General features: G+C 33.6%; 15 protein-coding genes. 2 read left to right on the plus strand and 13 right to left on the minus strand.

The window, feature by feature from the left end; translation table 11 throughout:
- Nucleotides 1–138: 138 nt before the first annotated feature.
- Together V6C17_RS07385 and V6C17_RS07390 are read right to left on the minus strand one after the other, a co-directional pair.
- Entirely contained in the window at nucleotides 139–2,547 is a 2,409-nt protein-coding gene (locus tag V6C17_RS07385; protein ID WP_333521908.1) for an HD domain-containing protein, read from the minus strand.
- Between the two features lie 129 nt (nucleotides 2,548–2,676).
- A complete protein-coding gene (locus V6C17_RS07390) occupies nucleotides 2,677–4,176 on the minus strand; it encodes a recombinase family protein (protein WP_333521909.1) in 1,500 nt (499 codons plus the stop codon).
- Between the two features lie 81 nt (nucleotides 4,177–4,257).
- Between V6C17_RS07390 and V6C17_RS07395 the strand changes: the two genes are divergently transcribed.
- A complete protein-coding gene (locus V6C17_RS07395; RefSeq protein ID WP_333521910.1) occupies nucleotides 4,258–4,431 on the plus strand; it encodes a hypothetical protein in 174 nt (57 codons plus the stop codon).
- A gap of 60 nt (nucleotides 4,432–4,491) precedes the next feature.
- Here the strand turns inward: V6C17_RS07395 and V6C17_RS07400 are convergent, their stop codons facing one another.
- The 4 genes from V6C17_RS07400 to V6C17_RS07415 all read right to left on the minus strand — a co-directional run bounded on the left by V6C17_RS07400 (nucleotide 4,492) and on the right by V6C17_RS07415 (nucleotide 6,816).
- Nucleotides 4,492–5,025, minus strand: a complete 534-nt coding sequence (locus V6C17_RS07400; protein WP_333521911.1) for a hypothetical protein — start codon at nucleotides 5,023–5,025, stop codon at nucleotides 4,492–4,494.
- 182 nt (nucleotides 5,026–5,207) lie between these two features.
- Complete coding sequence (locus V6C17_RS07405; protein WP_333521912.1) at nucleotides 5,208–5,468, minus strand: helix-turn-helix domain-containing protein; 261 nt, start codon at nucleotides 5,466–5,468, stop codon at nucleotides 5,208–5,210.
- A gap of 328 nt (nucleotides 5,469–5,796) precedes the next feature.
- Nucleotides 5,797–6,240 carry a hypothetical protein gene (locus V6C17_RS07410; protein ID WP_333521913.1) on the minus strand — a complete coding sequence of 148 codons (444 nt, stop codon included), beginning with the start codon at nucleotides 6,238–6,240 and terminating at the stop codon, nucleotides 5,797–5,799.
- Between the two features lie 27 nt (nucleotides 6,241–6,267).
- Nucleotides 6,268–6,816 (minus strand): site-specific integrase, encoded by a 549-nt coding sequence (locus tag V6C17_RS07415; RefSeq protein WP_333521914.1) that lies wholly within the window; start codon nucleotides 6,814–6,816, stop codon nucleotides 6,268–6,270.
- 257 nt (nucleotides 6,817–7,073) lie between these two features.
- Here V6C17_RS07415 and V6C17_RS07420 point away from each other — a divergent pair, with 257 nt between their 5' ends.
- A complete protein-coding gene (locus V6C17_RS07420; RefSeq protein ID WP_333521915.1) occupies nucleotides 7,074–7,940 on the plus strand; it encodes a putative phage abortive infection protein in 867 nt (288 codons plus the stop codon).
- Between the two features lie 32 nt (nucleotides 7,941–7,972).
- Here V6C17_RS07420 and V6C17_RS07425 read toward each other — a convergent pair whose 3' ends face one another.
- The 7 genes from V6C17_RS07425 to V6C17_RS07455 form a co-directional block, all read right to left on the minus strand.
- Nucleotides 7,973–8,302, minus strand: a complete 330-nt coding sequence (locus V6C17_RS07425; protein ID WP_333521916.1) for a GrlR family regulatory protein — start codon at nucleotides 8,300–8,302, stop codon at nucleotides 7,973–7,975.
- A 473-nt stretch (nucleotides 8,303–8,775) separates the two neighbouring features.
- Nucleotides 8,776–9,414, minus strand: coding sequence for a hypothetical protein (locus tag V6C17_RS07430; protein ID WP_333521917.1), 639 nt, complete (start codon nucleotides 9,412–9,414; stop codon nucleotides 8,776–8,778).
- The gene (locus V6C17_RS07435; RefSeq protein ID WP_333521918.1) at nucleotides 9,411–9,551 is read right to left on the minus strand and encodes a hypothetical protein; all 141 of its coding nucleotides are present in this window, start codon (nucleotides 9,549–9,551) and stop codon (nucleotides 9,411–9,413) included. The genes V6C17_RS07430 and V6C17_RS07435 overlap by 4 nt, the downstream gene beginning before the upstream one ends.
- Before the next feature lie 361 nt (nucleotides 9,552–9,912).
- Nucleotides 9,913–10,506 (minus strand): hypothetical protein, encoded by a 594-nt coding sequence (locus V6C17_RS07440; protein WP_333521919.1) that lies wholly within the window; start codon nucleotides 10,504–10,506, stop codon nucleotides 9,913–9,915.
- 216 nt (nucleotides 10,507–10,722) lie between these two features.
- Entirely contained in the window at nucleotides 10,723–12,258 is a 1,536-nt protein-coding gene (locus V6C17_RS07445) for a DUF5906 domain-containing protein (protein WP_333521920.1), read from the minus strand.
- 297 nt (nucleotides 12,259–12,555) lie between these two features.
- The gene (locus V6C17_RS07450; RefSeq protein ID WP_333521921.1) at nucleotides 12,556–13,062 is read right to left on the minus strand and encodes a hypothetical protein; all 507 of its coding nucleotides are present in this window, start codon (nucleotides 13,060–13,062) and stop codon (nucleotides 12,556–12,558) included.
- Between the two features lie 877 nt (nucleotides 13,063–13,939).
- Nucleotides 13,940–14,845 carry a hypothetical protein gene (locus V6C17_RS07455; protein WP_333521922.1) on the minus strand — a complete coding sequence of 302 codons (906 nt, stop codon included), beginning with the start codon at nucleotides 14,843–14,845 and terminating at the stop codon, nucleotides 13,940–13,942.
- Between the last annotated feature and the right edge of the window lie 326 nt (nucleotides 14,846–15,171).

Genomic DNA, 15,171 nt, shown 5'->3' on the forward strand with positions numbered 1-15,171 from the left:
AATTACACTTTTTTAGTTCTTTAATCATGCGACAGAAACCTTCCATTCTTTTCTTTTTTTACCATAATTTTATATAAAATGACACGCAAAAATAGAGCCCCTCTAATAGGTGTATCTCTTTTTGCGTGTCATTTTAAGTTAAATATCATTAATTACCGCTACCAACTCTTGTTTTTTTGTGTGTTTAATAATAATTTGTTTTAATACACTCCATCGCTTAATTCCCATTTTTTCCGCAAGTTGTTTGCACACAATCCGAAGCAAGCGTTCTTCGAATTCAATCCACTTACTATCGAAAATTATTTCGGTTCGCGCAGAATTTAAATTCAGATCACCATTTCCACCTAAGTCCAAAACCATTAAAACGGGGAAAGGCCATCGTAATACAGATTTTGAACTCTCAAAATAATCTGGGAAAAGACTCTTGGGAAATTCAATACCGTGAATTGAAAAAGAAGACTTTGATTTCAGGATAGTTGACCGACTTGTACTCTCGCTTATATTCCCCTCATCGTCTATTCCAATACTTTGTGATGATTTTATAATTTCACCATCGCTATAGTGGACGTCCATAGCCATATCATATTTTTCACCTTCAACTTCAACCTCTTTAACAGCTACTTCAATTTTCTCTACAGGGCGACCATTTTTTACTAAAAATCCAATAATAGCAGAACCAGTAAACCCGAATTCTGAGTCAGATATGTTAATAATTATTTCCTCGATATTATCTTCAGATTTCCATGTATAGGTCTTTAAGCTAGCAGGGCTTAATTGCAGAAATTTACTTGAATCATGTTTTTCTATTTGATTGTTTGAACATATCTCAATTTCAAACGGGGGAAATTTAACAACTGTTTTTACGAATTTTTTAAACTCATTGTCGGACATCCTTTTCCAAGGATGCACCTTCCTAAGTTGTAAAACCGTTGTTGTTCCTGGTTCTTGTCTTTCTCCTTGTTTTATATAAAAAATACTATCATATCCCTCAACTATCACTTTTAATGGTTCGGCATATTTATATTTACCTATTACTCTTTTGGTATCAACCTCTAATGAATCAGAAACCATAAAACAAGAAAGAATTCCAATTCCGAATCTGGAAATCGGTTTATATTGGATATTGGCGTCAGACATCAATTCGTAAAACTCTCTAGATTTGTAAAAAGATGATCCAACGTTTGAATAAAAATTATCAATGATATATTGATCCATACCAATACCATTATCATATATTTCAAGATAATCAACGTTATCCTTGGCGTAAAAAGATACTTGAATTTGGGGGGTATACTCTTCTCCCCATACTTTACTCAATCTTTCTCTGACCAAGCAGGCATCAATAGAATTTTGAATAAGCTCTCTTAAAGCTACTTCTGGCTTTCCATATAACTCAGTTCCCATTAACAGATCAATGATTTGATTTTTATTTAGACTGAACTTTGTATTTTGATATTTGTAAATCGGTTCCCCTGTACAAACATCCTTAATTGCTCTAATTCTACTCCTATCTACTTGTTTTGGGAGATTAATCTTGTAGTGCTGTGTTTCATTGTTATTATAGGGATTATTAATGCTCGACAGGATTAAATTACAGTTCTTTAGCTCATTATCGATTAAGTCGCAAAAGTTTCTAATTGTTGCTTCAATGGCAGGATGTCTGCACTGTGCAGAAAAAATCAACTTATTTGGAGAAATACTCCACGCATTGATTGCTTGGTGCTTTTTCCATTCAGCTATTGATACAGGATGTCTTACTGCTAAGTGAGAAAATAATACATTCGGTGTCCTTTTAGGATCAAAATCTATTATATCGGCCAATCTAAGCATGACAGCAATAAATGGAATACAAATATATGTATCTTGATCACATAACTCAAAGCTTTCAATTTCTAACAAATGCATAGCATCTTCATTATGGCTAAAGCATATTTCTGCAAACTGAGATGTCAAATCGGTATCCTTATAATGTATTGATCCATTCCAATCTTTCGAAATTATTTCCCTTACCCTTTGTGCATGAGTCATTCGAATATACTCAGTTATTAAGTAGTCTTCTAATACTGCCGCTACATGATGTTTCCCCTCATCATGTAGCTTTTGAATTTCATCTACTTTTTTAACATTAGACATTTTAAAACGTTGATACTTATTATATTCTGTTTTGGCAAACCCGCCTTCCGAGTCTAGATCTTCACCTTTCCAAGCTCGTAAATATTTTTCCTCTGGTGCCATTCCAATGTCATGAAAAAAGGCGGTCAGTATAAGCAGCATCAATTCAGGTATCGATAATCTATTTAGAGTAGCTAGTGGAATTAACTTTTCCATAATAAATAAGACATTATAGACATGATCTTCATCGTGAAGAGTAAATTCAGGCATATTTTTAATCACAGTTTTCAACTTATTTATAGCATAATGTCCGGCATCATTTATAATCTTTACAACGTCAGCTTTTACCCCATCTTCTTCAAGTGCTAACTTTTCATTCAACTTCTTATATATACAACTATCTTGTAACTTAATATGTAGAGTGCTTTTAGACAAAGCAAGACCTCCCTAGCTTCTTATCTTTATAGTAATAGCTACTTTCCTTATATAACATAAAACTCCTGCCATATTTTGTATGAAAATGACAGGAGTTTTATCAAGTCGAAATATCCTTTCCATTTAAATTTAATTATATTGAATCCCCAAATAAACATTATTGTCTTCCCGGTGATACATAATCTTGCCCACGATTCGCTTCAACAACCTATTCCGTTCCTGTACACTCTCCAAACGCATCCATTTATCCTTAAATACTTTAATCTGCTGTTTCAGTTTTTCCATCGAAGGCATATCACTTTGTTCCTGAATAACCAGCTTTAAATCCTCAATCTCTTCTTTCATAGCCTGAATCTGCTCTTCCCTCATTTTTTTCCGTTCAAGAAAAGTACTCTTATCAATACTGTCCTCTTCCCTCATTTCATACAAGCGCTCTATAGCATGGTGATGCTTTTTAAGTTCTTTTTCTTTAACAGCTAATAATTGCTTATATTTCGTTATATCCTTATTATGCTCTTGCAATTGCCATTGCAAATTCTCATCAATATGTACCACCCGTTGATACAAGCCATCAAAGAAATCTTCATTCAGTACACTACTCTTTTGATTGCAACTTTTATCTTCATGACGCTTAGAACAAAGCACGCACCAGCTCTTATTGCCATTTTTATATATGACAGTCTTTACAATCATCCGTGCGCCACATTTTTCACAAAACATCATACCTGACAATGGCAATACTTCTGATCTTGCTTTAGGGTTAATGGTTTTTGATAAAGCCAACCTAGCCATAATTTTCTGATGCTCTTCTTCTGTCTTTAGTGGTACATGAGTTCCTTTACTTTTGATCCATTGCTCCTGAGGTAATACCTGTCTAACTCCTTTTTTTCCTTTATGCTTGCCAAAGATAACATACCCCAAATGGACTTCACTGCTTAAAATCCGCTTCACGACGACGGTAGACCATTTAGACCTCTTTCCCATGGTATCTTTCCGTTGCCTTGATACATTATTCGTCAGCCACTGGGCTATTTCTGTTAAACTACTTCCACTTATATACCGCTCTACCATTTCGCGGTAGTAAAATCGTTTGATATCATCTACCAATACCACTTTTTTTAGCCGATCATAATAGTATGGAAACGGCGGTTGACCGCTTGTCCACATACCTTTTTGGGCACCATTGATTTTGCCATCCCGCAAGCGTCTTTTAATTATTTTATACTCTTCCGTGGAAACAAATGACTTTATGCCAATGGTCAAAGCGTCACTGTCATCTTCAAGATCATAAATCTTTTGTGGTGTTATGATTAATGTACCTGCAGATTTAAAGGCTTCCTCTATTTTTCCCAAATCTGCATAACTACCACGGCTTAGACGATCAAAGTCTACCACAACAACCCCATCATAGCAGCCGTTATCTACATTTCTTAATAACGTTTGCATTTTTTGTCTCTTTTGAATTGATTCCCCTGAAGCAATTTCTTCCAGAATTTCGTAAGTCCAGCCTTTACTTTTAACAAACGAAGTCAGCGCATTTCGGTGTTTTGCCAACACATCTTCAAAATCTCCTTCATCTCGGGATTTCCGTAAATAAATTGCCACATGTTTTATTTTTTTATATTTCATGAACGTCACCTTCTTAAATAAATGTTAATTTCTTTCTCCTGAATCCGTATGATGTTTCAAAAATTCAGGAGGTTTTTAATAATGTCAAAAATCACTTATACTTTTACACAAACTAATCAACCATCATCGTCAGCCATACAGGAATTTAATCAACATGTTCATCAACTCCTTAAGAATCCTATGTATTGCCAAGCTAAAAAAGGGCATAGTTTGGCGGAAACAGCACATAGTACTCAAACGCCAGCTAAAAGTTAACAAAAATAGAAAATAAAAAAATCGGAGCGCATTTCATAAACGCTCCGATTTTTTTACGCCTTATTTTAAATTGTTAGCAATATATTCACGCTCTGCCTTTTTCAGATACCGGACAGATTTTTCATAAGTATAGAAGTAGTTTTTCTTTAGTAAGGCCAACTTCTCCAGAGATTGTTCAGAAATAGCCTTCTTTAGCGCAGGTATCATTTGGCTATTGCTGACTCCATATCGTCCAGGTTGAATAATATCTTCAACTTTGAGTTCATCTAATGGCTTCTCACTTCTCGTTGTGTTTTCTGGATTGTCTGAGGTAACATCTTGATTAGCTTCCTGTGATTCTGAAATATTCTCTTCATTGGATACGTCTTGAACTTCCTCTTGTTTTTGTATTTCTTCATAGTCGAAATCATCTATCATTTTTCTACCCGCCTCCATTGCAATTGTTGGTTTGCATTGACGATTTACTACTAAAATTGGTTGACTGTTGGCAGGTCTACATTTAAGACATAAACCAGAACCATCATCATCCCGATAGGAATAAAGCCTTTTACACAGTCCACATCGTGGAGTTAGAGGTTTAATATTCCGCTTCATCTAGGCACCTTCTTTGTTATGTTAAGTAATCCTATATTAATCGTATCCTCCTGCTCACAACGCGTAAACGGTTCTAGCTACTTTAATATAAAAAATAACCTTAGCCAATTCATTGACAAAGGTTTCTCTAATATTTCTCTTGTACTAGAATCTAGGGTTCAAGTGATTGTAAACAGCAAACATTAATGATCTTTCCGATATTTTTGGAAGTTTTCCTCTGTCATAGGTTTGAAAAAAGCTATGACATCCATTTGTAATGCTTCAGCAATAGCAAATAAAAAATCCAACTTCTTCACTGACCATATACCACTAATCGGTATTCGAACTGCAACACAATCACCTTCCACTTTACGTATATAAATTAGGCTACACTTAACTTGTCTGGCTAACTGATACTGTGACAGCCCTCGTTTCTCTCTATAAAAGGCAATTCTCTTTCCCAATTCCATATACTCCACTATATAATCTTTCTGCAACCTGGCTCTCCCCATCCAATGCAAACATTCGTTTGTTTTGATAATTATAAATGGTTTAAACACTAGCGAACATTAAATTGCAGAAAAATGCCAACCCTAAATTGCTGGCTAACCATCCTTCACCCAGTGTCACCACTGGCACTTTTCCCGAGGAGTATAAATGGTTTTATATTTTACACTTCTAGGTGTAAAGTTACACTTTGGGAGAAAATTTTACACCTTTTACACTTCTTTTACCTATAGAAGGTCTTCTACATCAATTCAGCACTAAATTAAATCATTAAATGATAGAATATTACCCCGCAATACCTTTTCTACTCTTGCCTTTGGATGTAAAAAAAATAAAGTCTTGGATTTCTCGCCAGACTTCACATCGATCCAAAAAATTGAATTGCCTTGGATATTTCGCAATAATTGTTAGAGCTTCTTCCACATATTTTAACGCCTCGCCACGTTTCCCTGTAGTATGCCATAAGCTTATAGCCAATTCTTGTAAACACCAGACTTTGTCTTCCACTTCTGAAAGATTAAAACAGTCTTTTTCCTCATGGTTTATATTGACTTCGATTATTGATTTAAACAATTCTATTGCAGGTGCATATTTTTTAGCTCTTACCAAAGCTCTTGCTAATATTGATATATTACGCCAATTATTCATATCCTGGACAACACTATCCGCTAAGGGGAAATGATATCTATTAATATAATCAATCCATTCTTGATATTCTTTGTATGTCAATAATGTCAGTCCTTCCTATCAAATTCTTTATAAGTTCAAAGTGATATACACATTGTCTAATTCTTCTTTAGTAATTCCAATATACGCCAATGTTACGCTAGGAGCAGAATGGTTCAATAACTTCTGGATGCGTGTTATATCAATTCCATTTTGATAAGCGTGATAACCAAATGTTTTTCTTAACGTGTGCGTACCTACTGCTTCTTTGATACCTACACGTTGAGCCGCTTCATTTAAGATCCGATATGCATGAATACGAGTAATCGGGTTGATTCCCTTTCTACCAGAAAATAAATAACCTTCGTTAACTCCTGTCGCTTTAAGATATTCCTGAATAGCTTTCTTACAGGTTTCCGATAACGGAAAGTCTTTAACCTTCCCTGTCTTTTGTTCTCGCACACTAATTCGATCCTGTCCTTGCACATCTTCTACCATTAGCTTAAGTAAGTCGGAAATGCGTAACCCCGAATTGATTCCAAGTACGAAAAGTAAATAATCACGTATATTTTGACCTCGTAAATACTTTTTTAATGCATCGATTTGTTTTTTGCTTCTAATCGGCTCCACTAGTTCCATACTCTCACCTCTATACCAAATGTAATATTATGTAAATTAATTATATATTGTATTACATTCAGCGTAAACGGTCTGTATGGAACTGAATTGAAATGTTATACGAAGCCTTATACAGCCTATATTCGTGAGCATTTTTAATAAGTAACACAATTATATTGTGTTACTTATTACTAGGAATTACATTTAGTAAAATTCATCGTCTAGATCAACTTTTATGATCTTATCAGTTATAGTACAATGTATATGGAGGCGAAATTATGAGGTTAAGCTTTGAAAACTTTCTAAAAACCATAGCTGTTCTGCTTGTTTGCATTGGGTGTGTAACTCCAATATATTTGTTTCGAACCTTTTATAGTCCTAACAATTATTATTATAGCCAGTATCCATTAACAATCGAACAACTAGGACAGCTCGGTCCTATAGCTGATTGGTTGAGTGGAACAACGGTACCAATATTTACATTGGCTAGTTTTGTTTTTTTATTTTTGGCATATAGAGTACAACAACAAGAGCTTTCTATTACTCGCAAGCAATTAGACGATCAGAATGTCTCTCTTAGTCTTCAACGTGTTGAAAATACCTTTTTTCAGCTTATTCAAAATCAGAGAGACATAATATCAGGTATTGAATATCTTGATGGACAAGGAGTCCGCCATCGCGGCCGTCAATATTTTTCAATAGCTTTAGGAGAATTTATAAGTATGTACAATGCTTTTAGAGGTTCTTCTGGTATGGTCCAAGGTCAAGCGTTTAATCCTCAGGCAGACATTGAAGCAACTGTTGATGCTTATTTACATTTCTCGATATCTCATCAGAATAACATAGGACATTACTTCCGGAATTTATATCATATTGTAAAGTTCATTGATAGGTCTGAGTCTTTAAAAGATCAACAAAAAAAAGAACTTTGTAGCTTATTAAGGGCCCAATTATCTGCCCATGAACTGGCTTTATTATTTGCAAATGTTACTTTTGGTCCTGGTTATCCAAAATTCATGCCTTTGGTTAAAAAATACGACTTGCTTCAAAATCTGGATAAAAACATCTTGCCTTTTGCTATTCGTAATGTAGATCCGATATTATTAGACTCTGTACAAAGTCAGCGGGAATGGAAGAATATATAATAACACCCCACGCCGGGTAGCGTGGGGTGTTATTATATATCTTCAAGTTTAGAAATACTAGCCGTAATTCTCATTTGTGGCATCTGTTTTACATATCCTATTAGTACAGAGCTTAACTGCTGAATATTACCAGTCATTTCAAGATCAAATTCAGGATAACTCCCAAATATAGATATTCCCTCAGAATGTTGTTTTACATGAATTGTAGCTATAATTTCATTATCGCGTACTTGGTAGCTACCTGAGTAATAATAAGTACTATCACCTCCAAATACTCGGGAATTTGCAAAACTAATAACCCCGGAACCATAACCTCCAGCGCTCGATGTAAATTTAACCAGCCATAAAGCCTTCTCAAGCACACTCATTCCCCCTCTTTATTTCAATAGTAGTTGCTTCAATAAAATCAACCATGTATAAACACGTTAAGTAGCATAGTATCATTTTACAACTGATTAAGTAATTTTTCCATAATTAGAACTTACTTAATTAGATTGGCTTTTATAGAACTTTTTGCATTACTCTGATTTACTATATCCAAAGTGCGCCATTTAATTACTAATATAAACTCGATATTTTTTACCCGTGATTTAAGGGACATCTTTGGGGTCGTAACTCCAAACTATATATTTTTCTTTTGAGACTTGAAAATGCACCGCCTAAATAATAATTATCTTAACAACTATATTAAATTCTATTAGAAAAAAAGATAATCATTATTTCTTTATCTCTTTCCATTTCCCTTAATGCTCGCATGATTTCAAATTCAGTTGGATTACGCTCACAACTACTTGCAATTTCTTCTATTGAAGTTGTTATTATGCTTTTTGTATCTTTAAATAATAACTTGATAACTCTCATTTTCAATCGCCTTATTTTTATCTCGTACTACTTGTTTAATGTGGTCTAAGTTACTATTTAGCTGTCCTACAAGTGCCAATTCATAAATCAATACGACTTTATTGCTATTTCGATCAAAATCGATTAAGCCTGCCCCTTTTAAGTTTCTTTTAATCTTGTCAACTTGATTTATTGAACACTGCAGATATGTTGCTAATTGATCCTTAGATAAATAGCAAGTAAAGTCTTCCTTATCTATGTCTATAAACCTTTTCATTATGCAATAGCCTATCATTGACCATTTCGATAATTCTTTATTACTGGCAATTTCCCAAGGTATCTCAGAAAAATATTCTTCATTACACAATATAGAGTAAGTATTGCAGCCATAGTTACCATCATTATGTTTGTTCTGATAGCGAGATATAACCTTATATTTAATAAGTGTATTGATATGTTTGGTTAACTGTCGTCCTTTTAAACCCGTAACCTCGGACAATTTTGCTATTGATACTTTTATGTTTTTGCTGTTCCCACTTCGAAATCGTAATAACGCCATATATACATACTTAGCCTCGTTTGCTACCTTTTTATCTAATACATCATAAGCAATTCTAATGTGTCTCCTTCTCATACCGACACCTCACTTGCAACGATATACCTCTCAATCGCTTCATTGGCAGCTTGTTGTAACGTGATATTTTTTACCGCGGCTACTATTTTTAATTTTTTTGCTATTTCAGGATTTACGTGTATTAATCTTGTTGACATATTTCTTTCCCCCACTATAATTTGTACAAATAAAACACTTGTTTCATTTGTTATATAAATACATATATTGGGTACCAATATAATAGTTTTGTAAAAAATCTTTATAGTGATTTGATATAAAATTAAACTCTGAGGTAATTTAAAAGTGCACCTATCAGAATCTGAAGGTGCACTCATTTCTATATATATTCTTTCTATATATAATACTATTTTCGCTACGCTCAAATAGTCTGCGAGACAAGCTCGCAGTACTATTTTTTTTAGAAGCTTCTTTAACCAGCTGTTAACTACTGGATAAGAACCGAAACGAAGTGAAGGTTCTTAAGAGATTACAAGTGGGGCGGATTATTGATAATCATTTTCACGGCGTGATTTTGCCTTTCAGGATCTCCAATACAATTTTTGCATCAAGCTCTCTTTTGGACATTTCAAGTCCGATATCGTGGTTTCTAAGAATATCTATTAATGCATACATTTGTTGTTCGTTGTAAAATGATCTATTGAATCCATAATAATTTTCAAAAAACCTTCTTAATATCGGAAATGTTTTACCTTCCTTAACCCAAGTTATATAACTTGAGCTTCTAGTATTTTTCAGGTACATTACTTTTTTATTGTTCACCCAGCACACATGGCTTTGGAAAAATGACATATTGCTTTGTATAATATTCCACATATCAATAGCCTGTATTGCATCTTTAACGCTATATTTATTTAGTAAAGACCCTAACATATCTGCATACGTCTTTTCTATATCTATGTGTGTCTGGTTTTCCCTAAATGCCGCGTTATCTTTATAGTTCTTTATGATGTGCTCTACAACTACCTTCGAATCATAATCGTTATATAGTTTGCATATTACTTGAATTAACTCGATAAAATCGTAGTTTTCAGCGTCCTTAACTCTACGTGCACTTTTTTGAAATAATTCGGCTCTTTTAGTTATACTTGACATGCTATCCCATCCTTTAAATTATGTATTGCAGTGTGCAATCGTCCTATAGTACTTAATTACAAATAAGCATTTAACATAATTTTGTCTAAAAATCACAGTTCCTTTGAGAAACTTGTACTGCAATACAAAGCAAAGACTGAGGTGCGCAACTTTAGTTGCGCACCTCATAACGTAAATCGCCAATTTGTCACACTGTCACGTTACTTTTATATTCTTTTAACACTTAAACATAAAATTCTCTAAACTCTTCTTATATTTATTATAATTAGCAACCCATTCAGACTTAATCTTTATCCCAGTCAAGACACGCGCTGTTTTGCCACTATCGGGAAGCCTCCTAGAAACAGATACGACATTTGCCATTCCTAATGATTTTGAGATATTAATTATTTTTTTACTAAACGTCGCCCTTACCATCGGCTTTGAGTTCTTGCCGTTGTCCCTTTCCCAATAACTAAATAAGTCGAAAGCAAAAGCCGATACTTCATAGTCGTTAATATTATCAGTAAGAGAAATGCATTCATCAATAAAATCCTTTATCAAGGAGTCATTCTGATAAATTAACTCATCCTTTAACTCAATTGAACCGGTTAAAAAATTAAAGTCATTAGCTTTTAATAAATACAACCCTTGTATCATAAAAGAAACTAATCCAGCCTTGTCTAACTCAAAGTTTCGCTTAAAAGATGCATTTCGCTCCCTCATTGTCGTTGTTTTACAAGTCTTTATCATTACTAGCCTTCTCATAATAGCTGAATCTATTTCTATAGATGGAAGACTGTTGACAGTCATTATATGTTTGCAAAATGGCTTATGATAGAATAAATCCTTAAATTTAGGATTCATTTGAAGCTCATCATTAGCAACTACTGCTTTAAATATGTCAGTATTTATTTCACGAGACGGACGTTCGCTTGTGATATTTAAAATAGATCCTATTAAAGCTGTTGTATCATGCTTTCCATCCCATTCTGACACTCTTAATCCGGAAACTACATTGCCAAGTAGATCACGCAATGCCCCCATAAGAACTCCTTTACCATCACCTCCATCCCCTAGAATTACAAGATTTTGTTGTATTTCAAACTGTGGTATTAAGACCGCTGCTAAATACTGTTGGAGCTGATCTCTATCATTGTCCGCATAATATTCTAAAAAATACTTGCCGACGAAACTATCCCTCCAATAGTTTGCTGCCATTAATTCTTCTTCATAATTCATGTTAAGTATATATACTGCATTATTTTCCTTACGAAAGATATTTTTATAGAATTTATGATTATAATTAGTAAAATCAATCTCTAGAGTTCCATTCAAAAATGTAATTATTAGCTTATTAGCGTATTCTTGGCTCCAATCCCATCTTGGAATAGATGGAATAAAATCTGCGTACAGGCAAGTATTTATTAGCTCACTTAAATATTTGCTATCAATTGCTATTCCAAACGTATTCATAAATTTTAAGAATATGAATTTTTTAATAAAATCATCTGCTCTTGTCCAACGCTTGCCATCCCAACCATAAAGTATATTATCGACTTTCTTAAAATCATCCTTTATTATCTTATGTCCCATTCGAGCAAACCAGCTATGCAATTCTGCGTAATTTACTTGCCAGCTTCCTTTATAATGATACATAAAAGTTACCTTTTTCCGGTTAGTAGAGATTTCGTCACTCTTAAGTTCGTCATTAGTGACACAGTTTGAAATATTGTTTACTTGAATTTGTTCAGTATTTAGATCCATATTCATAAAATTTCTCCTCCAGTGGCGCACCCGGATCAAGATCCGGGTGCGCTTCATTATTTGTTTTTTCAGTTTCGATTTGTTATTAATTGTTCAGAGCATCAGATTATTAAAGCAAGCTATCAATTAACTTTGATGGTAATGTTTTAGGACAGTTTCGAAAAGATGGACCAATGTACTCTGCGAAACAAAAGTTCCCATTTGACTCAAAAAACTGGTCATTAGATATTTTGTTGCAAATTCCCAATGCGTCTTGGTTTAAATCATCAGACACTGTTTGTTCGTTCTTTTGTTCTATTTTTGTCATTTCGTTCTTCCTTTCGTTTGAGATTGTTGGTTGTCTTTTGGAGACGCTAATAACTTACTTACTTTATCGCTGCTTTTTAACAAAATATTTTCGTATTGCTTATAAACTGTTATCCCCATCTCAAAAGATAGCAAGATACTCCTTTTGCATCTTGGTACTTTGGATTTAATAACATTTGGGTTATCGCTTCCTTTTACTACTCCGTACTTATACAGATAGCGCCTGTATAAGAGCATAATATAGTCGCACATATATTGGACAAAATCGTTGTCTATCTTACTGATATTCCGATGTATCATGGTTTCAAGATACTCACTTTCTTGTGATGAACGAATAGCCACTATTTCCGCTTGAACGCTTTTTTCATTTGACAGCAACTGAGTATATGCTGATAAAAATCCTAAAGCAATAAAGTCTTTTCGAGCCTTTAGAGGCAGCTTCTCGCTTCTTAAGAAATTCCTAATCCTTTTTACTAACATGATATCTTTTTGACTTTTTTCCATTAGGGCACTCTCCTTGTTTACATTTTTTATTTAATCAATTGTTACCTAAGACTGCATATTCGATTTTCAAAGAACGCCTAGGGCTTAAAAACCTAGAAAAAACAGTGGTTTTACCCCTTAAAACTTTAAAAAACTGTTTACAACCCCTAAAAACACAAAAAAGCTGCCTATTACTAGGCAGACTTCTATCCGTGCAAACACATTTCTTAAAATTTATATTTAATTTTTACTATAATTAATTACATGCTTATACTATCATAACAGTATAAAAAAAGTCTAGTATTTTTCCAATTTGACTCAAATAGAAAGTTTATTCAGAATATTTAGTTAGTAAATTCACTTTTACTGTTAACCATCAACAGTAAATGAACTACATTACTATTATAAACTACCTTGATATGAAACCAAAGTGCAAAGGGCACCCTTAGATAATTCATTGACAAGGTACCTTACGCTCTAGTCGTTAGGTATCTAACGTCAATCACAACCACCCACCTAATCCAGAAGCACTTAATTTGACTCCACCAATATTAAACATTAACACGCTAATTTAATTTCCTAAATTCAATCACCTAGAAATATTAAAAATTGTTTATTTAATATTTCCATCATAATCCAAATGCGAAAAAAACGTTACTGTTCTACAGACAACTACGGTTCGCCATTTCTGAATTTACAAAGCTATCAATGATAAATATGGACAAAACCTGTTTCGGATTGAAAATAAGACCAAAAAGCAAAGCCTCACCCCCGCGTTTTTCAGGGTTGAGGCAATTTTTCACCACTAGAGGTGCTACGGTTCTCTGTATTGGATTTAATCACGAGATTAACCGCGGTATTTTTCTACTACACCATACCTAAAATTAGTTGTTTATCGTTATAAAGAGGTTAGAAATGAGCTTCCATTTTTCATTTCTTGAGATTGAATACCTATGGCTTTAAGAATAAAAGCATCTTCTTTGGCACGTAAAAAATACCATGCTTTAATAAAACTATAATAATCATCGACACTTCGTTGATCTAAACCAAACATTTCGGGATAAGCAATAGAATCTTCCAATTTCAACTTCATGTCTTCTGTTATTTCTCCACTTCTATGTAATTTTTTAATTTCTTTCATGCATACTTCATAACTATGTTCTCCTGTCAAATGACGTAAATATGTTATGACTTTAGAGTATTGACCTGCTATAAGTGGGTGAATTATGTCTTTTAATTCATTACAGGTTATTGCCTTGATTTGTACCCCTGCTGGGATAGTAGTACCTACTATTGTTGCAGGCTCTGGTCTTCCTATCTTTTCATTCATAGTTAAAAACAGTATATCAAATTGCCTAAGGGTTGGATTATAGTATCCTGGAAAATTAGCATCTGTCTTAGGAAATCCTACTCCGACAGTATGATACTTCTCATAATAACTTTCAGTTAACCTTTTTCTTTCTGTACTCCATTTAAATAATTTATATCCAAAATTGGGATTATTATTGGCAATTCTCACTGTATATGCTTCAAAGATAAATCCCGCTATCACAGATACATTTTGGCTTAATGTTCTAATTGCCACCTTTATACCATCTTCTTTTAGTATAAAGTGCCCAGTTTCTAATGCATCTGATATAAAGTCGTTCTGATATTTGCTTAGCATAATTCTATATCTTTCTTCATTAGAAAAGCTTGGGTGTCTTGTATCCAATATCCCAGCTCCATAAGTATTTAATTTTTCAATAATAAACGGCTCCATTTGAGTTACTTGCCCACTATTTGTAATAATTAATTCACTCATCTGCTACCTCAATAATCTTTTTCAACTATTATAAGGGATGTTCTTTAATTAAGAAATTTTTCGAAGTCTTGATCAAAGAACTGGCACCTGTAAAATCTCTCTATATTCATCTACCCATCTTACTAGTTCTTGCCTTTTCCTCTCGTCAATCATTAATAGAATTAGTAAATATCAACTAACTTAACCTTATTAGCGTACGTATTACTCTCTATTGCTTTTTTAATCAACTCTATTTTTGATAAAATACTTTTCACGTCTTTCAACCCACTCCACTGAAGGGGCAAAAAAATTCAATTCGACCAATCTAATATTTATATCAAAAAGAA

The sequence above is a fragment of the Dendrosporobacter sp. 1207_IL3150 genome (genome assembly GCF_036763085.1).
Classification (GTDB): domain Bacteria; phylum Bacillota; class Negativicutes; order DSM-1736; family Dendrosporobacteraceae; genus JBAIYU01.